The organism is Sphingobacterium sp. UBA7625 (assembly GCF_002484085.1).
GTDB lineage: Bacteria > Bacteroidota > Bacteroidia > Sphingobacteriales > Sphingobacteriaceae > Sphingobacterium > Sphingobacterium athyrii.
The window spans coordinates 99,523-124,604 of sequence record NZ_DLJD01000014.1 but is presented as its reverse complement, the minus strand read 5'-3'; the positions used below and the strand labels follow the sequence as shown (position 1 = coordinate 124,604).

Genomic DNA, 25,082 nt, shown 5'->3' with positions numbered 1-25,082 from the left:
TTCATATAGCTATGTCGGCCGAGGAATAAACAAGTGAAATAGGAATTCGGTTTTATAAAGCGTTAATTAACAGTTGTTAATCTTTTAATCAAAAAGACTGAGTTGTCTGGCTTTTACCAGATCAAGGATCATGCGGTAACCTGCAAGCGAATTGCCATGCTGGTCTAAAGCGGGACTAAAGGCACCTATTCCCATTTTACCAGGGACACTGACCGTGATTCCGCCACCGACACCGGATTTACTAGGCAATCCAACCGTACGTGCATATTCACCACTAAATTCGTACATGCCGGCAATTAACATCTGTGACTGAATTAGCTGGGATAGATTAGGGTCGCGATATTGTCTGTTCCCATCATAACGGACGCAATGATTGGCAAAAAAATAACCTATTTTGGCCAGATCTTCGACGGTGATTTCGATCGAACATTGTTTAAAATAGTTATTGAGTTTTTCTTCTCCTTCGCCATCAATTAAGCCATTGTTTCGCATAATATAAAACATGCCTCGATTGCGATGCCCCGTTTCTCGTTCTGAGTTATACACCGCATGGCTATAATCAATATGTTCATTGTTTGTGATGAAACGGATCATATTAAGGATTTTAACAAATGGTTCCTCACCTTTTCCTTTAATAAGTGCCGTGGTCAGTATGGCACCCGCATTCATCATTGGATTAAGCGGTTTTCCCATCGTTTCCAGATTGCCAAAATGATTGAAAGGCTTATCTGTACCAAAATAACCCATTTTATCAAAAATAGTTGCTTCTCCATTTTCCCGGACCGCAATCATCAGTGCGATGATCTTCGATATACTCTGGATTGTAAATTTCTGCCGGATATCCCCTGCGCTGACGATGGTACCATTGCTATTGACAACCGAAAGTGCAAGTGATTGCGCATTTGTTTTGCCCAGTTCGGGTATGTAATCTGCTACTTTTCCTTGTTTATAACCTTGACGGTTCTTTTCGAGAATGGTATTTAAAGTTGCTTGATCTAAGGCTGTCGTATCCCGTACTGTTGATTCAGTCGCCGTCCGTTGCGCAAGGCACGGGCCTGCCGCACCGGTATAGCTCAGGACAAACAGCGCTGTTATCAAACCAAAAGTTTTATTCATGTCTTCAATCTTTTTATGAAATCCCAAAGTTAGGAAAGTAAGCCTATTTTAGCTATTCGTCGGTGCAGGATCAACATTCCAACCTGAAAGAATGTCGCCATAGAAGAAGAACGTGACATAGAAATTCTTTTCGCTGACCTTATCCTTCACAAGATATTTTTTTGTTACATCGTAGCTGTCAACCTGTTTGTATTTTGACAATGCTACGGGACTGGCTGCCGGATTTTCAGCCTTTACCATGTCCTGAATTTTTTGCGTGATCAATTTCATGATACCGATTTTTTTGAAAGGATCGTTTTCAACTTTATGACCCGCAATTCGAGATAAAGTACCATTATTTTTTTCTTTTTTTAATTTCGCAGCTGCTGTATAGGCTCTGAAACGCTCCTTAATTTTTGGATCCTGAAGACTATGTATGGTAAAGATAGAGATACCCTGGGCACCATTGTTCAAGGCCTCATCCATATCGACAAACATTTCATCGTTGTTTTTAGCCATTAAACCACAATAAAGGGTGGTATGGTTTGCTTTATCCCGCACATTTTCGAGGGTACAATCTTTTATGAAGCTTGGATCTTCGGTGTAAAAGTTACTATAGACCATAGGAAATACAAGATCCAGATTCCATTTCCCCCAATCTTGTCGAACCATTCTTGAAGCCATTTTGGGAGTAGGAAAAGGGGAGGCGGCCATTGTCTTTCCGTTTGCATGTACAACATCCGCAATCATATTAGCCATTTCAGTGATCTGATCGCAACGAAACTGTCTCCATTTTAAGTCTTTTGAAGGGTCTTTTTGAGCTCTTGGATCATAACCGTATTGCTTTTTGAATTTTTCTATCGCAATTGGATGGTAGCCATAGTCCCATGCGGCATACTCGCGATCTTGGACGATATTATACTTTGGCCACAGCGTCGTCGGCAGTACAACATCCACATAGCGGTTATAGTCTATGGATATTCCTGCTAAACCTTCAACTTCACAATAAGACTGAATTTTTTGTTTAATGTAATCTTTCACTTCCGGTACCACGGGCGAAAGAAATTTATAATAACCTACATAGGCAGTGGTATCAGCTAGGCTCTTTCCATTTCTGTTGACACTGAACCAATCCGGATGTTCTTTTAGAATTTTATCGCGATCATGTTCCAGGTTCATTGTCCACAACCATGCAATTACCTGTATGCCATATTTTTTTGCAATAGGAATTGCAACGCGATATTCATCAGGACTTGCTGCATTTAGCATAACCCCATCTATGCCCAAATAATTCATCTCCCGACAGATAGAGTCGAAATTTGTGCTTGGATTATAATCAAGCCAGGTCCAAAACATTGCCGGTTTCTCGCGCTCCGCGGCTTTGGAAACAGGAACTAAAAATCCATAGATAATTAGTAATAGACAGATACGGCATTTTCTGATTAATTGTTCTTTCATATGATTTATTGATTCTAAAATTTATCTAAAATGTATTCAACTGGATGCCCACAATTCACGAAGATCTTTAAGGTTATATTGACCGTGGTTTGGAATTTAGCATCCGTTTTACATCCACCGTGAAAATACATAAAAACGGGGAATTTACTCCATTCGCAATATAATTCGCAATCATTTTCTTTGAGTTATAAATTTTATTAGAAATTTAAAACCATTCAATCTTTCATCTGTTAATAGAGCAAGAATAATTAATAATACATTATTGACATTGAAAAGTGCGCTGGGCTACCAGTGAATAGATAATTATTTTAGATATGAGGAAACTTTATATTCCAATTTCTGTCTTTTGTTTATTGCTCCATACAACTGTCAATGGGCAGGAGCCGGGGCCGGTAGAGCCAGCAAAAAAAGATTCTGTACCGCAAAGCAAAGGAGAGGTAACCTATCCTAAATTGCAGATCAAAGGACTTTTTCAGGCCCGGTATCTTGTGAGCACAACGAAAGATGTTGATGTCAATGGGCTTCATCACAGCGATGGTACAGGGACAGACAATAATTTTATGGTGAAGTATATGCGGGTGCAGATGCGTGCGCAGATCAGCAGGCGCACTGAAGTGGCTGTGCTTGCCAACCTGGCTGATTTTAAAAGCGACCCAAAAACCAAGGTACTTGAAAACGCTTATCTAAAATATACTTTTAGCCCTAAGCTGGCCATTACAGTCGGTCAATTCCGACCTTGGTTTGGCATTGAAGAAACTTATCCGATAGATATTATTAAATCCTTGGATTGGTCAAATCAATATCTTGAATTTGGCAAGTTGGGCTGGGCAAGTTTTCAGATCGGGATGGCCGCAACAGGGGAAGTTAATTTAGGAGATATGCCATTCAGTTATTCCCTTTCCGTTGTCAATGGAAACGGTAAAAATCAAATCGCTGATAATGACAACGGAAAACAATATTCAACACGTCTGGTATTCGGTCTTTCAAAAAAATATGGAGTCAATCTTGGGTTAAATGGCGGGATTGGTGAGGTCATGAAAAAGCAGGTTCATGCACTGGGAGTAGATCTGAGCGGGAATGTGGATTTTGGAAAGCGATGGAACCTGGATATGCAACTGGAAGCGAAACAGGCCATAAATCATAACTTATATTATGCGCTGAATGAGGAAGCGCGGACATCAAAGCTAAGTGATTATCTCGTTCGGGGCATCTACTTCCTTCCGAATTTAAGGTATGAAGTTAACTATTACAATCTCAGTGCATTTGAGCTTTCCTGTCGTTACGAGTATATTGACCCAAACTATAAATTAAATGCAAATGCAAGGCAGACGTTTACACCCATGTTTGGTCTGGAGTTTTTAAAAAATTACGGTGCCCGGATACAGCTCGGTCTGCAGCTCGATCGCTATAAAAAGCAGACTCCGAATACCAATGAATACAATAGAAATTTATTTATTGTTCAAGTACAAAGTAGATTCTAATCTTTTAAATCGCAATTCTTATGAAAGAAATTAGTATCAAAAATGTTGCCGTCACCTTTATTGTTGCGCTCATTTTGTGGTTTATTCCAGTGCCGAAAGGCGTTAGTCCTGAAGCTTGGCACCTGTTTGCCATATTTGCTGCTACGATACTCGGTATCATTCTGAAGGCAGCGCCGATGGGTACCATGTGCATGATGGCAATCGCTTTCACGGCACTGACGCAAGTACTCGCACCGGGAGATGCCGGTAAATCGATTACCAAAGCGCTGACCGGTTTTGGAGACAAAGTTATCTGGCTGATCGGAATTTCTTTTTTCATCGCGCGAGGTTTTATCAAAACGGGTTTGGGGAATCGTATCGCATTTCTTTTTATTCGTGTATTTGGAAAAAGTTCGCTTGGACTGGCTTATGGGTTGGGGTTGGCAGATGTATGTTTGGCACCTGCGATACCCAGCAACACGGCCAGAGGTGGGGGCATCATCTATCCGATTATGAAATCCATGGCCATCAGCTTCGATTCTGTCCCTGATAAACCTGAGACGCACCGAAAATTAGGTTCCTATCTGACATTGAACAGCTACTACATGAATTTGATTGCATCCTCCATGTTTTTAACCGGAACGGCGAGTAACCCCATGTGTCAAAAGTTTGCCGCCAATCTTGGAATTGACATTACCTGGATGTCCTGGGCTGTTGCTGGATTTATCCCCGGAATTGTGGCCTTTTTTGTTGTTCCACTGGTACTCTATAAACTTTATCCTCCGGAACTAAAAAAGACGGGCGATGCACCCAAAATGGCCGCAGAAAAATTAAAGGAAATGGGACCAATATCCAGAAATGAATGGTTGATGTTATTGGCATTTTTTATTCTTCTGGCACTTTGGATTTTCGGCGGATCACTATCTATTGACGCGACCACAACCGCATTTATCGGCCTGACCTTGCTCTTGCTGACTTCGGTACTGACCTGGGAGGATGTAAAGGCGGAGAAAGGTGCCTGGGATACAATTGTCTGGTTTGCCGTTTTGGTGATGATGGCCAGTTCGCTGAATGAACTTGGATTTATCGGCTGGTTTAGTGATTTGATCAAGGTACAGATTGGAGGGCTGAGCTGGCAAATTGCTTTTCCGGTAATTATTTTGGTATACTTCTTTAGCCATTACATCTTTGCGAGTGCTACAGCTCATGTCGCTGCAATGTATGCGGCTTTGTTAGGCGTCGGGGTATCATTAGGTATTCCGCCCATGTTATTGGCCATGATGCTTGGATTCCTCGGGTCCATATACGGCGTATTAACACATTACGGGCATGGGCCCGCACCGGTATTTTTTGGTAGCGGTTATGTTGATCTCAAGTCCTGGTGGTTGCGTGGACTGGAAATCGGGATCGTCCTACTTATTATCTATATGGGTGTAGGCGGGTTATGGATGAAAGTCATTGGTTATTATTAAAGAAAAAAGCTTATGCTATCGACCTTATCAAAGAAGATGCTGATGTGTTTAACGGGGTTATTTCTCGCCTTCTTTTTGCTGATCCATTTTTTGGGAAACCTGCAATTATTTTTACCCCGGGAGCAGGCGCATTTACAATTTAATGCCTATTCACATTTTTTGTCGGGAAATATCCTGATAAAAATAGTTTCCTATGTGCTTTATTTGAGTATTATACTGCACGCTATTGACGGATTGGTCATCACGATAAAGAATAGGAAAACGGGCGGAGCGTACCAGTCAGACAGTCGTGGACGAGCGAGCAAATGGTACTCACGGAACATGGGGATTCTGGGCACGCTTATTCTTATTTTTTTGGTGATCCATTTCCAGAACTTCTGGTATGTATATAAGTTTGGCGCTCCACCATTGGATGCAAAAGGAAATAAGGATCTCTATATATTGGTTATTGCGGTGTTTCAACAATGGTGGTACGTACTTATCTACGTTTTATCAATGGTGGCCCTATGTTATCATCTTATCCATGGGATTCATAGCGCTGTGCGGACCCTGGGCCTGTATCATCCAAAATTTGTTCGTTGGTTTAAAGCCATTGGCATTACCTATTCCATTATTATCAGCATTGGTTTTGCATTGATGCCAATTTATATATTTTTTACTGTTAACTAAAGGCGAAGACATGACTTTAAACTCAAAAATACCAGCGGGACCTTTGGAAGAAAAATGGACACGCTATAAAAAAACCGCAAAGCTGGTAAACCCGGCGAATCGGAAAAAATTGGATGTCATTGTTGTGGGAACGGGATTAGCGGGAAGTTCGATCGCTGCATCTCTTGGTGAAATGGGCTACCGGGTCAAGTCATTCTGTTTTCAGGATAGTCCCCGAAGAGCCCATTCCGTGGCCGCCCAGGGTGGAGTCAACGCCGCAAAAAATTATAAGAATGACGGCGACAGTGTCTATCGAATGTTTGTGGACACGTTAAAAGGAGGAGATTTTCGTGCCCGTGAAGCTAATGTCTATCGAATGGCAGAATGCTCCCTGAATCTTATAGACCAGGCCGTGGCACAGGGTGTTCCCTTTGGACGAGAATATGGCGGCTATCTGAACAACCGCTCTTTTGGCGGGGTTCAAGTGAGCCGCACATTCTATGCGCGGGGGCAGACAGGACAGCAGCTGCTATTGGGAGCCTATCAGGCATTGATGCGGCAGGTCGGTAAAAAGACTGTTCAGCTCTTTTCCCGCCACGAAATGCTGGATGTTGTTGTTATCGACGGAAAGGCGCGCGGTATTATTGTTCGTGATTTAGATACCGGAGTGATTGAACGACATGCTGCCCATGCGGTTATACTCGCCACAGGTGGATACGGTAAAATCTATTATTTATCCACACTCGCAATGGGCTGCAATGGATCGGCAATTTGGCGGGCACATAAAAAGGGCGCATTGATGGCATCCCCGAGCTGGATTCAGGTTCACCCCACTTCTTTGCCACAATCGGGAGATTATCAATCCAAGTTGACTCTGATGTCAGAATCCTTACGTAATGATGGACGCATTTGGGTGCCGTTAAAACTGGATGAAAAAAGAGAACCAAATGATATTCCCGAAGAAGATAGAGATTATTATCTGGAGCGTAGATACCCTGCATTTGGCAATCTCGCTCCCAGGGATATATCATCGAGAGCTGCCAAGGAGCGGATTGATGCAGGCTTTGGAATAGGTCCTTTAAAGAATGCGGTTTACCTTGACTTTGCTAAAGCAATCAAGGAACAGGGTAAAGATAAAATTGCGGAAAAATATGGTAATCTCTTTGATATGTATCATAAGATAACAGGTTATGACGCGTATTCCGAACCGATGATGATATCGCCCTCGGCCCATTTTTCGATGGGTGGACTCTGGGTAGATTATGAACTGATGACGACTTTGCCGGGGCTATTTGCGCTGGGTGAGGCTAATTTTGCTGATCATGGCGCCAATCGTCTAGGGGCAAATTCGTTGCTTCAGGCCTCGGTGGACGGTTATTTTATTGCACCTTATACGATCGCCAATTATTTATCGAATGAAATTCACACCGGAGAGATTACTACAGATCATATAGAATTTGAAAAGGCTGAACTCGCCGTTAAAAGACAAATTGAAGAATTGTTGCAGATTAAAGGAAATAAGACCGTTGATCATTTTCATAAGATACTGGGCAAACTGCTGTACGACTATTGTGGTCTGGCCCGGAATGAACAGGGGCTTAAATACGCAATAGCAGAAATCAGGAAGCTTAAACAGGAATTTTATGATAATGTCATGGTCAGTGGTCAGCCAGATTCATTAAATACCGAATTGGAGAAAGCCGGACGTGTTGCAGACTATTTTGAAATAGGTGAATTAATGTGTTACGATGCCTTGACCCGTAAAGAATCCTGTGGTGCCCATTTCAGAGAGGAATACCAAACAGCAGATGGAGAAGCATTGCGGAATGATGCTGATTTTCAATTCATATCCGCCTGGGCATGGAAAGGAGACGGGGAGGAGCCCGAACTGATCAAAGAACCATTGACTTTTGAAGAAATACAACCTACAGTAAGAAGCTACAAATAAAATGAACAATTATGGATCTACATCTTAAAATTTGGCGGCAGAAAGATAATCAGTCAGCAGGGAAGCTAGTAGCCTATGAGCTACAGGGGCTTAACCCGCATATGTCTTTTCTTGAAATGTTGGACACGTTGAATGAGAAGCTCATTGTCAATGGGGAGGAGCCTGTCGAATTTGACCATGACTGCAGGGAAGGGATCTGCGGCCAATGTGGTGTAATGATTAACGGTATCGCACACGGTCCGCTAAAACATACGACGACCTGTCAGTTGCATCTACGTTCGTTCAAGGATAATGACACCATTGTGATTGAGCCTTTTCGCTCCTCGGCATTTCCGGTAAAAAAAGACCTGAAAGTGGATCGATCCGCTTTTGACCGAATTATTTCTCTTGGTGGGTTTGTGTCCATCAATACGGGACAGGCGCCCGATGCTACGGTTATTCCTATTACACATGAGCTGGCTGAAGAAGCTTTCGATTCAGCAGCATGTATCGGATGTGGTGCATGTGTCGCTACTTGCAAAAATGGGAGTGCAGCCCTGTTTACCTCAGCAAAGATTACGCACATGGCCTTGCTCCCGCAGGGAAAGGAAGAGAGAAGTCAGCGTGTGTTGAATATGGTCAGGCAAATGGATGCCGAATCTTTTGGCCACTGTTCCAATACAGAAGCTTGTGAGGTTGAGTGTCCACAGGGGATTTCTGTGCTAAACATTGCCCGAATGAATTTCGAATATAACCGGGCTTTAATCTTTAAGAAGAAGTAACGTTTTGCCAAATCAAAGCTGATCGATCTTTTGACGGTGCCATCATAGGGTTAATAAACCCTTAAGACAAATAATTTTGTCGTTTTTGTAGCTGATTATCACGGAAATTAGGGATTTATGAAATATTATACTTTTAGAGTGGGTTTTTATGGTATTTTTGAAACATAAAAAATCACTTAAGTTATTAGGATAGATATGAAGTGTAGAAGGTTGTTGATTGCATTGTTCATGGGTAGTGTGACCTTAGGTTCAGTGTCATGTAAAGATTTCTCAAATAAAGTATTGGGCAGTGGCAAAGAAGTCGATAGGGATACACTAAATGAAAAGTTGATCCACAAGGAAAAAGTGCCCGTTCTGTTGAACAAATGGGATTCTCTCCAAAGAAATCAGCTACATTTTACAGTTGATAGTTTGCATCCGATCCCTGTGAAGCAACAAAAGCGTAACCTGAAGGATTCGTTGCGGAGAGCTTTTGATGCGCATCCGAAACATATCTATCTGACATTTGATGATGGTCCTTTGATCGGAAGTGCGGCTATTGATTCGCTGGCAAAAGAGAAAAATATAAAAGTAAGCGTATTTTTAATTGGCAAACATGCCAATATGAGCAAAGGTAGAAAGCGGGATCTTGAAAAATATAAAAATAATCCCTTGATTGCTTGTTATAACCACAGCTATACACATGCCAATAATCAATATTCAAGATTTTATAACAATGCGGAAAAGGCATTTGCTGATTTTGAAAAGAATGAAAAGGATCTTAATCTTAAGCATAAAATTGTTAGACTCCCGGGCAGAAATATCTGGATGTATGATGATATCCGAAAGATAGATTTGAAAAATGGCTCCACAACGGCTGATATGCTTCACAAAAATGGTTATCGTATTTTTGGTTGGGATGTAGAATGGCGTTTGAACAGTATTACAGGAGTTCCTGTTCAACCTCAGCAAGCGACATTATCCCATATCCATAACTTTATGAACAATAAGAGTTCGATGGTTCCGAATAATGTGGTGTTTTTAATGCATGATGATATGTTCCAGACAAAAAAGGGACAGCAGGAGTTGTCGGCCCTGATAGATGCACTTAAAAAAGATGGGTATCAGTTTGAATTTATGCAAGATTATCCAATTAAATATTAAAATAAAATGGCCGATTATTGCGAACACATTCTGTCGGCCATTTTTTAGGCTATTCCGAATTCTTTTGGATACACGACTGTTCCTTGTACTCCGGCTAATGCATGTTGACGGAGTTCAATGAGCATACAATTTTCATTTGGAACCTCAAAGGGCATGTTAATCCCATATTCGGCCATTGTCACATAACCAAACTTTGGATAATAACTGGCATGGCCCAATAGGATAATGGATCCAAAATCAAGTACTGCAGCGATTCGATGCGCTTCCGCGATTAATCTACCGCCAATTCCCCTTCCTTGAAACTCCGGCAACACCGCAATCGGTGCCAAAGCAAGAGAAGGATATTCCCGTTTCTCTGCTTCATTGCGAATTTTGATTTTTGTCAGTAAGATATAACCAACGATTTTACCATGGATTTCCGCGACTAAGGCAAGCTCCGGAATGAATCCGCTCGACTGACGTAATCTTTCGACGAGAAATTGCTCTTGATGGTCACTATATTCTTCATGTTCAAACGCTTTTTGAATGAGCTCAAAAACTGACTGATAATCGACTTTGCTTTCCTGTCTGATTTGAATATTCATTGTTATGATATTTTGTTTTGGAAACGTATATTTCTATATTATTTCTACTATTGCCATTAAAATTATGAAATAAAAAACCCTTTATCGTAAAATCACGTATTTCCATATAATTCTGACACCATAATAATTAAAATCAAGAGTCCACTATTTTTCAGAATATAACAGTTCTATTTTGAGTAAAATATTATCATAGCATGTATTAAGACGATATTTTGTTAAAGACTTTCAGATATAACTTTTTAGCGGATTTCTTAATGTTTGGGACTGTCTTGGCATTATAACATTGAAAGGGTAAAAAGTGATAGTTTTAGGTTTTTGTTTAGTTAATTATCTATAAAACAATTGTTTATGTTTATTTTTGTCAATAGTGTGAAAATAACACTTGCTTTGTTTATTTATTTTTGTATTTTCATATCATTAAAAATTCAATTATAAACCGCCTTTGATAAGATTCTAAACCAAGAGTCTTGTAGAAGCAAATAAATAACTAATAAACATACAATTTAAACCATTAAACAGTTTTTATGATTAATTGCCATTATTTCTCAAATCAATGGAAGAGAGCGTTTTGGACTGGCTCGTTGTGTTCTTTAGTAGCGCTAAGCCCTCAATCTGTAGACGCCGCGAGCTTTGCACATTATGGAAATCTCTTCCAACAGGAATTAAGTGTTACTGGTGTCGTACGGGATGAGGCGGGATTGCCTATTTCGGGCGTTACTGTATCGGTCAATGGGACGAATTTAGTCACCAAAACCGACAATGAAGGCCGTTACAAATTGGATAAGGTTCCTGCTAACGGGACAGTCAATTTTAGGATGGTTGGTAAACAGACGATGGATGAAGTGGTCAATGGACGAAGAGCCATAGATGTAACACTGCTAAATTCCCAGTCAAGTCTCGATGAAGTCATTGTGGTCGGTTATGGCAAACAGCGGAAAGAAACAGTAACTGGTGCGGTGGCTACAGTTAAAGGAAGTGATCTTGCACAGTCCCCAGCATTAAATGTCTCCAACGCGATGACTGGAAGGATCCCTGGTGTAATCGCTACCAATGGTAGTGCGGAGCCTGGATATGACGGATCCACAATCAAGATCCGGGGTACAAATACGTTGGGGAATAGCAGCCCACTCGTCGTTATTGATGGTGTTCCAGCTCGTGAAGGTGGAATTGAGCGACTTAATCCTCGGGATATCGAGAATATCTCTGTCTTAAAAGATGCTTCGGCCGCAATCTATGGTGCAAGAGCTGCAAATGGCGTTATTCTTGTAACAACACGCCGTGGAAAGACAGGCAAGCCACAGTTTTCTTATACCTTTAATCAAGGATATTCCCAACCGACAGTAATTCCCAAATTGACCGATGCGACACAGTTTGCTGAAATTCGCAACGAACTTGAAATTTACAATCTTCCGGTAGATGAATGGTCAACAGCATTAACTGACCTAAACGGGAAGGGATCTTATACCAAGAAGGATGGTACTGTCTTGGGAGCACCTTTTAAACCTGAGGATATCCAAAAGTTTAAAGATGGTTCTGATCCTTGGGGGCACCCCAATACTGATTGGTATAAATCCACATTGAAAGATTGGTCACCTCAACAACGTCATAATCTTCAAATTAATGGGGGTACGGAAGACGTAAAATACCTTTTGTCATTAGGATACCAAAATCAAGATGCTTATTACAAAAATTCTGCAACCGGTTACAAGCAGTATGATCTAAGAATTAATCTGGATGCGAATATAAGTCAGTATATTAAAACACAATTTGGTGTATTGGGTAGGCAGGAAAACCGCAATTTCCCAACCAAAAGTGCAGGTACGATCTTTCGGATGCTGATGCGTGGAAATCCGACACAGCCCGCCATTTGGCCTAATGGAAAACCAGGACCAGATATCGAGAATGGCGAAAATCCGGTGGTTATTACGACAAATGCGACTGGATATGACCGGGATAAACGTTATTATTTCCAAACAAATGGACAGGTAGATATTACGAATCCATGGATTGAAGGCCTGAAATTAACATTAAATGCTTCTGTAGACAAATATGTGAAAAATCAAAAAACATGGGTGACGCCCTGGACTTTATATTCCTGGCCGGGAGGCTATGAAGCTGATGGCAAGACACCCCTGTTGCAAGCCGGTCGGCGTGGTCCAGCAGACCCAAATCTCAATCAAAGCAACGAGGATCAACTCAATATTTTGTTAGGCGGTATTTTAAGTTTTGACCGAAAATTTGGCGACCATCAAGTAAATGCCATCGCTGGTGTAAACCGAGAAACCATTGACAATGACAAGTTTAGTGCCTATCGACGTTACTTTTTATCGAACAGTATCGATTACCTTTTTGCGGGGGGAGAACAAGAAAAAAATAATGATGGAGCAGCCTGGAAGCGGGCAAGGTTGAATTATTTTGGTCGTTTTGGCTATAATTACAAAAGTAAATATATTGCAGAGTTTCTCTGGCGTTATGACGGCTCTTATATGTTCCCAGAGAGTGAACGTTTTGGCTTTTTCCCGGGGGCAATGGCCGGTTGGGTTGTATCTGAAGAGAACTTCTGGAAAGAAAACATTCCTGTCATCAACTACTTCAAAATCCGTGCGTCCTATGGTCAAATGGGTAATGATAATATTTATTGGGAAGATAAATTGCAAGAATACCAATACTTTTCAACCTATTCATTTGGAACCTATATTGTGGACGATAAACTGGCTAAAACACTCTTTGAAAGCCGGGTACCAAATGAAATGGTCACTTGGGAGGTTGCCAATAATTATAACTTAGGTTTCGACTTCCAATTTCTACAGGGTAAGTTGAACTTTGAGTTTGATATCTTCAAAAATCGTAGAAACTCTATTCTATGGCGGAAAAATGCTTCTGTTCCACAAAGTACTGGTATGACATTACCAGCTGAGAACATTGGTAAAGTAGATAATAAAGGCTGGGAATTTAATCTGGGGTATAAAGGTAAGGCGGGCGAGCTTGGATACACTGTAAGCGTTAATGGTGGCTATGCGAAGAATAAAATTATTTTCTGGGATGAGGCACCTGGTGCTCCAGCATGGCAACAAAGCACGGGAAAACCGATCAAAACAGACATCTACTATATCTATGATGGTGTATTTCGGGATATGGAGGATATCGCCGCCAATAAACTTGATTACAGTGCTATCACAAAGACTTTACGTCCAGGTGATATGAAATATCAAGACTATGATGGTGATGGGAAAATTACACCGGATGATAAGGTCAGAAGAGACAAAAATAGTGACCCAACATTTCAGGGTGGATTCAATTTCAGCTTGAGCTATAAGGATTTTGATTTGTCCGTTTTATTCCAAGGCGCCACAGGTGGAGAGATTCGTGTTGGTACCGACGAATCGGGCGCTATCGGTAATTTTCTTGAGGAATTCTACGATAAGCGTTGGAGCATAACTAATCCGAGCAGCGTATATCCAAGACTAACGGATCGCAGTAATCAATATTACTCGTATAACAATACCTATTGGATGCGGAGTACGGATTATCTACGTCTAAAAAATGTGGAATTGGGTTATAATCTTCCATCGACAATCTGCGATAAAATCGGTATCGGATCATTGCGTGTTTATGCAAATGGTATGAATTTAGTCACCTGGAGCAAGATCAAGATGTACGATCCAGAGGCGGTAAATGCATTAGGACAGTATTATCCGCAGGCAAGATTAATTAATGCAGGCGTGTTGTTATCCTTTTAAATGCTAAAGAAGATGAAAATAAATAAGGGGCTACGGGGGCTTCCTGCTGTATATGCGGGTTCCCAAAATAACGAAAGGCCTATGAAAACTTATTCTCAGAAATATAAATTAGATAATAAAATGAAAAAAATTGCAAATATATCCCTGCTCTTGCTTGTGTTGTCGGCTGGTTTCCAGTCCTGTAATGACGATTTTGTGAATACAAAGCCACTGAGTGAGGTTCCCAATGAATTGGTATGGTCTGATGCTGGACTGTCTGAAGCTTTCGTAGTCGAAATATACAATGGTTTTGGTGTCGGTGGTTTTTACGAACAAGAAATGGCTTCCATGACAGACGAGGCATTATTCACCCATCCAAATCGCGGCATTAATACCGTAACCGAAGCACGCTCCAATCCGGCAGACCAAGGTTACATCATGGATACCTACGAATATGGACGCATGTATGTGCGTATTCGCGCCACGAATATTGCAATCTCAAATTTGAAACAGGCCAAGTTTGATCAGGCAAAAGCGAATAAATTATTAGGTGAGGCTTATTTTTTGCGTGGATATTATTATCAACAGCTTTTGCGTTTTTATGGTGCTGTACCGATAGATAATAAGATCTATACCTTGAATGATAAAGATTATATGGTGCCGAGAAATAGCTATGCCGAGTGTGTTGATGCCATCGTCAATGATCTGGACAGTGCAAGCCTGCTTTTGAAAGATTCAAAGGCTGCTAAAGGACGCGCGAGTGAAACCGCCGCGCTGGCATTAAAATCGCGCGTGCTATTATATGCCGCGAGTGACCTCCACGACGCTAATAAGGCGGGTGCCAAATCTGCACTCTTAAAAGCTTACACAAAACCAGAATATTTGATGTATACCAGTGGCAGCCAGACTGAACGTTGGACAAAAGCAAAGGAAGCGGCGAAAGCTGTTTTGAACCGGGCCGATTTTGCCTATAAACTGGATTTGACCTCCGCAGTTTCTGCCGAAGAAGGTACGGCAAACTATATGGCCCTATCCCTCGGCGGTGGAAGCAAAATGGCAGATGCTGGAGCAGCGAGGGATATGATCTTAGGCCGTTATTTTGTTGACGAAAAAGACGAACGTGGTGGCTGGGTAGGACGTGACAACGGACCCAACGGATACCATAACTGGGCGGGTAATACCCCGATACAATTGTTAGTAGATGATTACGAGACGAATGACGGTAAAAAGTTTGACTGGTCAAACGCTGCCATGGCTTCGGCTCCCTATCAAAATCGTGACCCGAGACTGAAAGCCACAATTTTATACGATGGCGCAGATTGGAAACCAAGAACAGCAGATGTGACCAAAAGAGATCCTAGCAATCAGATCCAGACTGGTCAATATGAAATTATTAATGCGGAAGGCGCTAAAGTCACCCATTTTGGTTTAGACACCAGAAAAAGCCCCGTTGAGGATTGGAATGGCTCAAGAACGGGGTATTATATGCGTAAGTTTGTTGATCCCGATCCTGCTCAGGAAGATCAGAATACAAGACAGCGTGTTCCTTGGCCAATGTTACGTTATACTGAAGCTGTACTAAACTACGTGGAGGCCTGTATTGAATTGGGGGAAGAGGCGGAAGCAAAAGCCTGGTTAAATAAAATTCGGTTCAGAGCGGGAATGCCTGCAATTGAAGAAACAGGAGCCGCGCTTAAAAACCGCTATCGCAATGAACGCAGGATAGAGCTGGCTTATGAAGAACATCGTTTTTTTGATGCAAGACGCTGGATGATAGCTGCCGAAACGATTGGGCGTAAAGCCAATATCATCAATATCACCGGCACACTGAAAGACAACAAGAAAGTAACGCTGTATAAATACGATCCAAGCAGTTATACGTACAAATACGTTGTTAGTAATATTGATCCCGGAATCGAGAATAGAAATTGGGATGACAAGATGTATTTTACGTCCTTACATCGTGACGAGATAAATCGGAATACCAAACTCATCCAGAATCCTGGATACTAAAACGCTAAACAAAACATCTCTCCGAAAATTTTCGGAGAGATGTTTTTATTATGCCTTTTTATGACGTTCGATGTTGGGTAATAACCCGGTCGCAATACCGATTAAGGGAAGGTAAGCACAGATATTAAACACATGTTCAATGGAGGTCTTATCGGCCAGCCATCCCAGAAGGGCAGAGCCTATTCCACCCATTCCAAAGGCAAGTCCAAAGAAGAGCCCTGCGATCATACCTACTTTGCCCGGAATCAATTCCGTTGCGTATACCAGGATAGCGGAAAAAGCGGAGGATATAATCAGTCCGATCAGAACAGACAGTAGCATGGTCAAGGTCAGCCCCACATGTGGTAAAAGCAACGTAAAAGGTGCGGCACCAAGTATTGAAATCCAAATAATCAGTTTGCGCCCATAACGATCGCCCAGTGGACCGCCGAGTATTGTTCCGACCGCCACCGATGCCAGAAAAACAAAAAGATAAATTTGAGATTCCTGTACACTAATGCCAAACTTATCGATCAGATAAAATGTAAAGTAACTGGTCATGGATGCCATGTAGAAATACTTTGAAAATATGAGAATCAGCAAGATAATCAGCGCAAAGATAATTTTGGATCTGGAAAAGTTCGACTTTATCTGTGCAGTGCCATGTGTCGCCACCGTAGATTTCGGTCTAAGGTGCAATTGATACCAATTTCCCACATAGGTAAGGATTAAGATGGCTAAAATTGCCAATACACCAAAAACACCGATATATTGTTGACCAAAGGGGATAACAATCAATGCGGCAAGAAGCGGCCCGATCGCACCACCGGCATTGCCGCCCACCTGAAAGATTGACTGCGCCAATCCCTTTTTGCCGCCGGAAGCCAAATGGGCAACACGGGAGGCCTCGGGGTGAAAAATTGAGGACCCCATCCCGATCAGGCTCACTGAAAGCAGGATATAAATAAAACTGGAGGCGAAGGCAATACAAAGTAAACCAGCCAAGGAAAACAACATGCCAATAGCCAGTGATCTTGGCGTGGGATTTTTGTCGGTATAAAGTCCAACAAAAGGCTGCAGAATGGAAGCTGTCAGCTGAAACACTAAGGTAATAATACCAATTTGGGTGAAACTAAGTGCATAATTAGACTTTAATAACGGATAAACAGCCGGAATAACCGACTGAATAAGATCATTCAACAAATGGGAAATGCTAATTGCAAATAAGATAGGGTAGACGGTCTGGGAACTATTCCAAGAACCATCCGCTTTTAAAGATTCTGTTTTCATAAATTAATACATCAGGTCATCTGATGTTTTGTTTCGTGATTTATTATTATTTGATTGTCGGGATCGTAAAGGACAAAGGGTTAAGAAAATTATTTTTGTTGGATAATTTGATTCGCCACCGCAAGAGCCTGCTGGATATTTTTATCTTTAATTGCTTGCATTAAATCCTCATGCTGCTTCTGTGAGGCGAGAAAAGGGGAGGTATCCTTATAAATCTCCATGAAAAATTTATTCACGTGAGCCGATAAGGTATTATATAAGGCTGTCAGAATATTATTGCCGCAAGATTCAGCAATAGCGCTATGAAAAGCGATATCTGCTTCCACACAAGCAATAAGATTTCCTTCGGTCGCATATTTTGTTCTATTTTTAAGTGCAAGGCTCATATCTTTCAGGCCTTTTTCTGTTCGATTTACTGCCGCTTTTTCAATAATTTTCAGTTCCAGGACATGTCTTACCTCAAAAATATCGTTAAAATTACCCTTTTCAATTTTTGCGTCAAGCGCGTGATTTCCGGTCACACTCTTGATAAAAGTGCCCAGCCCCTGTTGTACATGCAGATAACCAGATTGACTTAAATATTTAACGGCCTCGCGAATTGTTGATCTTCCTACCGCAAACTGTTTCATTAATTCCGGCTCAGTGGGGAGTTTCGAATCAATCGGGAAATTGCCCAGTTTAATTTTTTCTTCAATCGCGGCAGCGACTTCCTCAGCCAAAGATCTTCTTACAATGTGTTCAGTTTTCATATAGTCATATCATCTGATGATTGCAAAGGTAAGATAATTTTCAGTTGGAGCACAACTATTTTTTTAATTTTATTAACCTGCCCATCGCGGTAGCTCTTTAGAGACTTCGATAGTGGCTGAGGACTGTTGATAATGAAAAATGATTTCAGGCTCTATGGAGTTTTCTCTTACGTCCACACCCTTTAGCGTATCAAAGATATCCAGATTTCGTTTGAGCAGTGGGAGGGCCCGAATGTATAAATCTTCAATAGTTTCCATACTACGGTGGGCCTGGTTATCTTTTCGAGCCTGTGCCCGGGCCAAACAAATATCCATATGATCCGTGTAGAAGAATAATATTTCTATTCTATTATCGGAATGAAAAGCTTTGACCATTCTCAACATGTCGAAATGTTTTCTCAATCCTAAATTGAGTTCTATTGCAAAGTCCCGGTTGGCGGAAAGTTCATGCTGTAACATTTTTTCAAATCGTTTGTACCCGCTCCTGATGCCGAGCTCGCGATAACGCTGCACGATAAGATCGGGATCAAGGATTTTTATGCCCTCAGGAACAAAGTCTGGTCCGAAGGTACTTTTACCGATGTTAGGTGGGCCGGCTATGATATATATAGTTGCCATATTTAGATGCTTTGAATTGTTCCATCTTGATATTCAGCAACCATCTGTCCATTTTTCCGGTAAATCAAAGGTTGCTGTCGGGCAAAGAGGTAACTACGGATTTTCTGTTTTAGCTCTTTTTTCCAAGCTGTTTTTTCTTCCATAGCCATAATAAAAGGATCTTTTTGCATCCTTCCAACCGTGATTAGTTCCCCTTCTTGAATTATTTTTTTCATTTGGCATTTAATTAATTGCTGTCGCGATTGCTAGTTAAATATAAACAGATATTGTTAAATACTAAAATTATATTAACATAAAATAATCGGGTTGCCGAATATTTTAGGTGTAAAAATATCCGTCGTTAGAAACCCGAAATAAAAAACAAGCAGGTATCGTAGTCATCGGGAAGATGTTAACTTGTATGTAGGCAAATATTTTCCGGAAGTATGGAGGCAATGTTAATGAAAGATCTTTAGCCGCAAAAAATGCTTTTTGTTTGCTGCTGAACCGATAATAAGTAGTCAAAAGAAAACAAAATATCAAAAATATTCTTTTAGTAAGTAACTAAACTTAGATAAACTTAAAAAATGATTAATTCACGTAGAGATTTTATAAAAAAAGCTGGGCTGTTGACTGCAGGTATCTATACAGGAACACATGCCTTCAGTGCTTCAAGTTATCGACGAATTATTGGCGCGAATGACCGCATTAATATTGGGGTGGTTGGATTTTCAGATCGACATAAAGGAGCACATGCTCCCTCATTTCTTGCGGCCTATAAAGAGCTGAATTTTGATATTATTGCTGTAAGCGATATCTGGAAGTTGCGTCGGGAGGAAGGCGTGGATTTCTGGAAACAAAAGCTGGGACATGCCATTACACCCTGCCTGAATAATGAGGCCTTGTACGATATCAAGGATGTCGACGCGGTATTTGTTTCGACATCCGATTTTCAGCATGCGCTACATGCGATAGAAGCGGTACAGGCCGGTAAAGATGCTTATGTCGAAAAGCCACTGGCCGAAACAATGGAAGATGCCCGTGCGGTATTAAAGGCGGTGAAGGATAGCAAACAGATTGTGCAGATCGGTTCACAACGTCGGAGCGGTTTAAATTACTTTGCCGCAAATGATTTTATTAAAAGCGGAAAATTTGGAGATATTGTCATGGTGGAACTCACCTGGAACGTCAATCAGCCGGGACGATGGCGTAGACCTGATCTAGTGGGCAAACTAAGAGAAGAAGATACCGACTGGAAGCGATTTTTGCTCAATCGCCCGGAAGAGCCTTTCAATGCCAGACATTATCTGGAATATCGACTGTTCTGGCCCTATTCATCAGGTATTCCCGGACAATGGTTATGCCATCAGATTGATACAGTGCATTGGTTTACAGGTCTTCCGCACCCCCGTAGCGTAGCAGTAAATGGAGGGAATTACCTTTGGAAAGATGGTAGGGAAAATGCGGATACCTTTACTGCTGTATTTGATTACGGTCCATTAGACGATCTGACTAAAGGATTTCAGGTATTGTTTAAATCCAGGCAGACAAATTCAGGCGTCCTGAACGGAGAGGAGGTGAAGGAAATTTATTACAGCAACGGCGGAACGCTCAATTTGGATACCAATAAAATATCGGCTACGGGCGGTCTGACTGAAGCGTACGCTAGTGGAATGGGAATGAAGGCAAATTTATTGCCGGATATCACCTTGAATAATATCCGGGTCGGTACGGCGGCGAATACCGGCGGGGATGTTGTCACAATGGCACATATACGCAATTGGATGGAATGCGTCCGTAATCGTAAAGAACCCAATGCGCCAATTGAAGCAGGGTACAACCATTCAATTGCGGTTATTATGGCAAATGCAGCCTACAGGACAGGAGAAAAGGTTATTTTTGATGACAAACGACAAGAAGTGATTGCAGGTGGGAAAGCATTCAAATATTAACCAGATTTAATTCAGATCAATCCGACAAATGAAAAAACTACTCTTACTTATTCTATTGTTAGCGGTCATTATACCCCTGGTTTCCGCTCAAAAAAAACAGTTTATAACTGTTCGGCAAGACAGCGCGCGTAAGGAAATTATTGTTACGGCAGATGATAGCCCTTTTACCGCATTTATCTATCCGGATAATTTGGAAAAACCGACATTGTATCCGATTTTTGCCGCCAATGGCGAGGTTATTACCCGAGGGTTTCCACTGGCTCCACGTCCGGGTGAACCCACAGATCACCCACATCATATCGGCTTGTGGATGAACTATGAAAGTGTCAATGGCCTTGATTTTTGGAATAATTCGTCTGCCATACCAGAAATTAAGAAAAACAACTATGGCTGGATCAAAACAACGGCCATCTCCGAAATTAAAAGTGGGACATCCGGTGTCATAAAATACAGGGCAGATTGGTGCGACATCAAAAAACATGTGCTGTTGAAAGAACATACCGCATTCACTTTTACGGCAACAACGAATCTTCGCATCATCGACCGGACCACAACATTTACTGCGATGGAGGCGGTATCTTTTGCTGATGTCAAGGATGGGCTATTGGGTCTACGTGTCGCACACGAACTGGAATTGCCTTCCAAAGAAGAACGGCAGTTTACAGATATCCACGGTTCAGCGACGACAGTTAAGCGCAATTCTGAGCATAATGTTACAGGTCAATACCTAACCAGTGAGGATAAAACAGGAGACGATGCCTGGGGCTCCCGTGGAAAATGGTGTATGCTTTATGGACAAAAGGGAAAAGATACCATTAGTATAGTGATTATGGACGATCCGGACAATGTCGGCTATCCGACTTATTGGCATGCACGGGGCTACGGCTTATTTGCCGCCAATCCACTTGGACAAAAAGTTTTTAGCCAGGGAAATGAAGTCCTGAATTTTAGACTGGAAAAAGGCAATTCAGTAACATTTCGGTATCGTATTCTCATTGCATCAAACAAAAAAAGGTTGTCAACAATAGCAATTAACAAGTTATGGGAAGAATTTGCGCTTACCGATAAAAAGGTCAGGAAGTAGTAGCGATTTGTCTTTAACCCATGCAGTATATGCTGCTTTACAACTATGGGTTGATAATTGCAACTATAAGTAGTGCAATAACAACTAGAAGTAGTCGTTATTTTATCCTATTTGGCCGTGGCTCCGTGTATCTTTGCAGAGTCAAACATAAACAGAATTACAATTATGGACGTAAAGATATTGGGCAATAGAATTGCCAATGCCCGAAAAGCACAAAACATGTCTCAGGCTCAACTCGCAGGACTTTTATTTATTAGTCCGCAGGCCGTCGGAAAATGGGAGCGAGGAGAATCCATCCCTGATTTTATGACAATCAATCAGCTAGCCGATATTTTTGCTGTGGGACTGGACTATTTTTCTGACGGTACCCAGGAGGAGAGGGGCCGGGAGCTTCCAAAACTTACAGATTACAACGGTGAGGGTAGCTTAGCAGGAATGACCAGCGACTTGGAGCCAGCCACCGGGACGGAACGACCGCTACTGACTGATTTCAGCGGCAGCGCTTTAGCAGGAACTGATTTTGTCGGTGTCCATGCCCCCAAACGCAAATTCCTAGGAAGTGATTTACGGAATGCCGATTTTTCGAATGCCGATCTCAACGGTAGTACCTTTAAAGGAAGTGATCTATCCGGCGCACATTTCAAGGAAACCGATCTGCGAGGCTGCAAGTTTTCCGCAAACAATCTCACAAACGCCAGCTTTGATAAGACTATTCTTACGGATACAGAGTTCTATGCATCCGAGCTAACCAAATCAAATTTTACGGATGCTTCATTGATCAATGTTAAGATCACGTCCATTGATCTTAGAAAAACAGTCTTTGAAAATTGTTCCTTTAACGGTACGACATTTAAATCCTGTGACATGAGCGGTATCAACCTCGATGGACAGACCTTTATTGATGTAATGTTTGATCGTGTCGCGCTGACAGGTGCTTCTTTTCAGGGAGCGACATTTAGAAATGTCTCATTTCGATCTAGTTCTGTCTTAACAAACAGATATTATAAAACACTCCAAACAATTCGCTTCGACGGAGCAATGATGGACAAGCTAACATTTGCTTCGCTCAAGGGTTTAGGTGTAGATCTCTCTCTTGTTAAAACCCTATAAGTGAACAGTTCTTGGCAAAATGAGCCCTGTTTCATCTACCCTCGAAAGCTCCAATAAAATTTTCGAGGGTAGAAATGTGGATATCCCCATTCGGGAGTGCATCATATAAAGTTTTCGTACAGGCACTGATCGAAAGAAACCGACTTTAGTAAGTTTTTTTTAAATTAGAACATTAAATTGATCTTATGAAAAAACTTCCAATTCTATTCTTTTTATTGATTTCAAGTGCGGGCTATTCTCAAAACCTTTCACCGTACGAGAAAGGTAATGGTAATCAGTCGACGACTTTTGCGGAAATGCGCAAATTCTATCAGGGATTGGCGAATCAATTTCCCGCAATCAGTTATGAAACAAAGGGAGAAGATGACAACCGGGCCCCGATCGATGTTGTTATATTCAATCCATCGCAACAAAGCCCGGAGGAAGCAAGAGAAAATAAATCGGTACTGTTTATTAACAATGGTATTCACCCCGGGGAGCCCGACGGAATTGATGCAACCATGATGCTTATGAGAGATCTGGCAACAGGCAGAATAAAAACACCTCAGCATGTTATTATAGCTGCGATAGCCAGCTATAACGTCAGCGGAATGCTAAATCGCAACGGGTTTTCTAGAGCAAATCAAAATGGACCCGAAGAATATGGCTTTCGTGGAAACGCAAGAAATTATGATCTCAATAGAGATTTTATCAAAACAGACACGAAAAATTCGCGGAGTTTTCAGCAGATTTTTCAATGGATAAAACCAGATGTTTTTATTGACAACCATGTCAGCAATGGCGCAGATTATCAATATACGTTTACTTATATCTCGACCAACAAGGAACGCTTGGGGAGAGTTTTAGGGGACTATTTTAATGACGAAATGCAAAAAACACTGTTAAAGGATCTTGAAAAAAATGGATTTATTTCTGTTCCCTATGTCAATATTCACAATGATGTTCCAGATCTTGGTTTCCCAGTTTTTATGGATTCACCCAGATATGCCACAGGTTATACGAGTCTTTTCAACGTCATTGGAACGGTGGTCGAAACACATATGTTGAAGCCCTATAAAGAGCGTGTAAAGGCAACATATGATTATATGCTAAATACACTCGATTTTATTGAGCGAAATCATAAGGTTATTCAACAGAAGAGAGCGGACAATTTAAAACAGTATAGTATCGGAAGCAAATATTCCATTGCATGGAAACTCGATACGACGAAATATGAAAATATTGATTTTAAAGGGTTTGAGGCAAAATATAAACCAAGTGATGTTTCCTCCGGAAAAAGATTGTGGTACGACCGAAATTCCAAATTCTCAAAACAGGTTAAGCTATACAATACCTACCTTCCAACCAAGGAAGTTACTATTCCGAAGTATTATGTAATCCCGCAATCCGAATGGAAAGTTATTGACTTATTGAAGCTCAATCAGATCAGAATGAATGCAATTGAACGAGATTCCACCATTGTTGTGGAACAATACCGAATCAACGATTTCAAGACGACTTCTACACCTTATGAAGGGCATTATCTCCATTATGATACCGATGTGTTAAGGGAAATGAAGGAAGTGAGGTTCAGGGCCGGAGACTTTTTGGTTCCGCTGGATCAGGATGGCGTAAAGTATCTTATGGAGACACTGGAACCCGAAGCGATGGATTCCTATTTCAACTGGAATTTCTTTGATGCGATCCTTGGACAAAAAGAATATTACTCTGCCTATGTTTTTGAAGATACGGCAGCCAAACTTTTGAAAGAAAATAAGGATTTAAAATCTGCCTTTGATAAAGAAAAAGCAGGTAATCCAAAATTTGCAGCTGACGGAAAGGCTCAATTGGATTGGGTATATAAGCATTCGAATTATTATGAAAAATCACACCTACTGTATCCGATTTTTAGAATTGTGCCTTAACGCGATATATCTTGTTCTATAAGTCCGTACTGCGGCTGTTTCTCTGAGCAACTTTGGTTGCTATACTTTTTTTGCCGTTGATTTAGCTGCGGTAGTTTTAGCCGGTGCCGCTGCTG

General features: G+C 41.4%; 19 protein-coding genes. 12 read left to right on the top strand and 7 right to left on the bottom strand.

The annotated features are described in order from the left end of the window. Positions 1–84: 84 nt before the first annotated feature. The gene (glsA, locus tag B4G94_RS05120) at positions 85–1,116 is read right to left on the bottom strand and encodes a glutaminase A (RefSeq protein ID WP_286857556.1); all 1,032 of its coding nucleotides are present in this window, start codon (positions 1,114–1,116) and stop codon (positions 85–87) included. Positions 1,117–1,164: 48 nt separating this feature from the next. Then, the gene (locus B4G94_RS05115; RefSeq protein WP_286857555.1) at positions 1,165–2,553 is read right to left on the bottom strand and encodes a family 10 glycosylhydrolase; all 1,389 of its coding nucleotides are present in this window, start codon (positions 2,551–2,553) and stop codon (positions 1,165–1,167) included. A gap of 314 nt (positions 2,554–2,867) precedes the next feature. Here B4G94_RS05115 and B4G94_RS05110 point away from each other — a divergent pair, with 314 nt between their 5' ends. The 6 genes from B4G94_RS05110 (at position 2,868) to B4G94_RS05085 (ending at position 9,985) form a co-directional block, all read left to right on the top strand. Then, positions 2,868–4,034 carry a porin gene (locus B4G94_RS05110; RefSeq protein WP_286857553.1) on the top strand — a complete coding sequence of 389 codons (1,167 nt, stop codon included), beginning with the start codon at positions 2,868–2,870 and terminating at the stop codon, positions 4,032–4,034. 20 nt (positions 4,035–4,054) lie between these two features. Further along, positions 4,055–5,485, top strand: coding sequence for an anion permease (locus tag B4G94_RS05105; RefSeq protein ID WP_286857551.1), 1,431 nt, complete (start codon positions 4,055–4,057; stop codon positions 5,483–5,485). A 12-nt stretch (positions 5,486–5,497) separates the two neighbouring features. Beyond that, positions 5,498–6,154: a succinate dehydrogenase cytochrome b subunit gene (locus B4G94_RS05100; protein ID WP_108631777.1), complete on the top strand. Its 657-nt coding sequence runs from the start codon at positions 5,498–5,500 to the stop codon at positions 6,152–6,154. A 10-nt stretch (positions 6,155–6,164) separates the two neighbouring features. Further along, a complete protein-coding gene (locus B4G94_RS05095; protein ID WP_286857549.1) occupies positions 6,165–8,081 on the top strand; it encodes a fumarate reductase/succinate dehydrogenase flavoprotein subunit in 1,917 nt (638 codons plus the stop codon). 11 nt (positions 8,082–8,092) lie between these two features. Continuing rightward, on the top strand, positions 8,093–8,842 hold the full coding sequence (locus B4G94_RS05090) for a succinate dehydrogenase/fumarate reductase iron-sulfur subunit (protein ID WP_108631775.1): 750 nt from the start codon (positions 8,093–8,095) through the stop codon (positions 8,840–8,842). A 195-nt stretch (positions 8,843–9,037) separates the two neighbouring features. Continuing rightward, positions 9,038–9,985, top strand: coding sequence for a polysaccharide deacetylase family protein (locus B4G94_RS05085; protein WP_286857547.1), 948 nt, complete (start codon positions 9,038–9,040; stop codon positions 9,983–9,985). 44 nt (positions 9,986–10,029) lie between these two features. Here the strand turns inward: B4G94_RS05085 and B4G94_RS05080 are convergent, their stop codons facing one another. Next, on the bottom strand, positions 10,030–10,569 hold the full coding sequence (locus B4G94_RS05080) for a GNAT family N-acetyltransferase (protein ID WP_181390416.1): 540 nt from the start codon (positions 10,567–10,569) through the stop codon (positions 10,030–10,032). 524 nt (positions 10,570–11,093) lie between these two features. Here B4G94_RS05080 and B4G94_RS05075 point away from each other — a divergent pair. Further along, the gene (locus tag B4G94_RS05075; protein WP_286857546.1) at positions 11,094–14,309 is read left to right on the top strand and encodes a SusC/RagA family TonB-linked outer membrane protein; all 3,216 of its coding nucleotides are present in this window, start codon (positions 11,094–11,096) and stop codon (positions 14,307–14,309) included. A gap of 12 nt (positions 14,310–14,321) precedes the next feature. After that, the gene (locus B4G94_RS05070; RefSeq protein ID WP_286857545.1) at positions 14,322–16,301 is read left to right on the top strand and encodes a RagB/SusD family nutrient uptake outer membrane protein; all 1,980 of its coding nucleotides are present in this window, start codon (positions 14,322–14,324) and stop codon (positions 16,299–16,301) included. A 48-nt stretch (positions 16,302–16,349) separates the two neighbouring features. On the opposite strand, the gene B4G94_RS05065 is transcribed toward B4G94_RS05070, so the two are convergent. From B4G94_RS05065 to B4G94_RS05050, 4 genes are all read right to left on the bottom strand, one after another. Beyond that, positions 16,350–17,570: an MFS transporter gene (locus tag B4G94_RS05065; RefSeq protein WP_108631772.1), complete on the bottom strand. Its 1,221-nt coding sequence runs from the start codon at positions 17,568–17,570 to the stop codon at positions 16,350–16,352. Positions 17,571–17,659: 89 nt separating this feature from the next. Then, complete coding sequence (locus B4G94_RS05060; RefSeq protein ID WP_108631771.1) at positions 17,660–18,319, bottom strand: FadR/GntR family transcriptional regulator; 660 nt, start codon at positions 18,317–18,319, stop codon at positions 17,660–17,662. A 72-nt stretch (positions 18,320–18,391) separates the two neighbouring features. Next, positions 18,392–18,937, bottom strand: a complete 546-nt coding sequence (locus B4G94_RS05055; protein ID WP_108631770.1) for a hypothetical protein — start codon at positions 18,935–18,937, stop codon at positions 18,392–18,394. 2 nt (positions 18,938–18,939) lie between these two features. Then, positions 18,940–19,152 (bottom strand): hypothetical protein, encoded by a 213-nt coding sequence (locus tag B4G94_RS05050; protein ID WP_108631769.1) that lies wholly within the window; start codon positions 19,150–19,152, stop codon positions 18,940–18,942. A gap of 351 nt (positions 19,153–19,503) precedes the next feature. On the opposite strand from B4G94_RS05050, the gene B4G94_RS05045 reads away from it, so the two are divergent. The 4 genes from B4G94_RS05045 to B4G94_RS05030 all read left to right on the top strand — a co-directional run bounded on the left by B4G94_RS05045 (position 19,504) and on the right by B4G94_RS05030 (position 24,966). Continuing rightward, positions 19,504–20,868, top strand: coding sequence for a Gfo/Idh/MocA family protein (locus tag B4G94_RS05045; protein WP_286857543.1), 1,365 nt, complete (start codon positions 19,504–19,506; stop codon positions 20,866–20,868). Positions 20,869–20,896: 28 nt separating this feature from the next. After that, complete coding sequence (locus tag B4G94_RS05040; protein ID WP_108631767.1) at positions 20,897–21,952, top strand: PmoA family protein; 1,056 nt, start codon at positions 20,897–20,899, stop codon at positions 21,950–21,952. Between the two features lie 165 nt (positions 21,953–22,117). Next, positions 22,118–23,062 (top strand): pentapeptide repeat-containing protein, encoded by a 945-nt coding sequence (locus B4G94_RS05035; RefSeq protein ID WP_286857542.1) that lies wholly within the window; start codon positions 22,118–22,120, stop codon positions 23,060–23,062. Positions 23,063–23,247: 185 nt separating this feature from the next. Next, complete coding sequence (locus tag B4G94_RS05030; protein WP_286857541.1) at positions 23,248–24,966, top strand: M14 family zinc carboxypeptidase; 1,719 nt, start codon at positions 23,248–23,250, stop codon at positions 24,964–24,966. Positions 24,967–25,082 lie beyond the last annotated feature (116 nt).

What these genes read in the sequence shown, in the direction of transcription:
- B4G94_RS05095 (WP_286857549.1), top strand. Translation starts at nt 6,165, where the DNA reads ATGACTTTAAACTCAAAAATACCAGCGGGACCTTTGGAAGAAAAATGG.
- glsA (WP_286857556.1), bottom strand. Translation starts at nt 1,116, where the DNA reads ATGAATAAAACTTTTGGTTTGATAACAGCGCTGTTTGTCCTGAGCTAT.
- B4G94_RS05060 (WP_108631771.1), bottom strand. Translation starts at nt 18,319, where the DNA reads ATGAAAACTGAACACATTGTAAGAAGATCTTTGGCTGAGGAAGTCGCT.
- B4G94_RS05100 (WP_108631777.1), top strand. Translation starts at nt 5,498, where the DNA reads ATGCTATCGACCTTATCAAAGAAGATGCTGATGTGTTTAACGGGGTTA.
- B4G94_RS05080 (WP_181390416.1), bottom strand. Translation starts at nt 10,569, where the DNA reads ATGAATATTCAAATCAGACAGGAAAGCAAAGTCGATTATCAGTCAGTT.
- B4G94_RS05110 (WP_286857553.1), top strand. Translation starts at nt 2,868, where the DNA reads ATGAGGAAACTTTATATTCCAATTTCTGTCTTTTGTTTATTGCTCCAT.
- B4G94_RS05115 (WP_286857555.1), bottom strand. Translation starts at nt 2,553, where the DNA reads ATGAAAGAACAATTAATCAGAAAATGCCGTATCTGTCTATTACTAATT.
- B4G94_RS05065 (WP_108631772.1), bottom strand. Translation starts at nt 17,570, where the DNA reads ATGAAAACAGAATCTTTAAAAGCGGATGGTTCTTGGAATAGTTCCCAG.
- B4G94_RS05035 (WP_286857542.1), top strand. Translation starts at nt 22,118, where the DNA reads ATGGACGTAAAGATATTGGGCAATAGAATTGCCAATGCCCGAAAAGCA.
- B4G94_RS05085 (WP_286857547.1), top strand. Translation starts at nt 9,038, where the DNA reads ATGAAGTGTAGAAGGTTGTTGATTGCATTGTTCATGGGTAGTGTGACC.
- B4G94_RS05105 (WP_286857551.1), top strand. Translation starts at nt 4,055, where the DNA reads ATGAAAGAAATTAGTATCAAAAATGTTGCCGTCACCTTTATTGTTGCG.
- B4G94_RS05030 (WP_286857541.1), top strand. Translation starts at nt 23,248, where the DNA reads ATGAAAAAACTTCCAATTCTATTCTTTTTATTGATTTCAAGTGCGGGC.
- B4G94_RS05045 (WP_286857543.1), top strand. Translation starts at nt 19,504, where the DNA reads ATGATTAATTCACGTAGAGATTTTATAAAAAAAGCTGGGCTGTTGACT.
- B4G94_RS05040 (WP_108631767.1), top strand. Translation starts at nt 20,897, where the DNA reads ATGAAAAAACTACTCTTACTTATTCTATTGTTAGCGGTCATTATACCC.
- B4G94_RS05090 (WP_108631775.1), top strand. Translation starts at nt 8,093, where the DNA reads ATGGATCTACATCTTAAAATTTGGCGGCAGAAAGATAATCAGTCAGCA.
- B4G94_RS05070 (WP_286857545.1), top strand. Translation starts at nt 14,322, where the DNA reads ATGAAAATAAATAAGGGGCTACGGGGGCTTCCTGCTGTATATGCGGGT.
- B4G94_RS05050 (WP_108631769.1), bottom strand. Translation starts at nt 19,152, where the DNA reads ATGAAAAAAATAATTCAAGAAGGGGAACTAATCACGGTTGGAAGGATG.
- B4G94_RS05055 (WP_108631770.1), bottom strand. Translation starts at nt 18,937, where the DNA reads ATGGCAACTATATATATCATAGCCGGCCCACCTAACATCGGTAAAAGT.
- B4G94_RS05075 (WP_286857546.1), top strand. Translation starts at nt 11,094, where the DNA reads ATGATTAATTGCCATTATTTCTCAAATCAATGGAAGAGAGCGTTTTGG.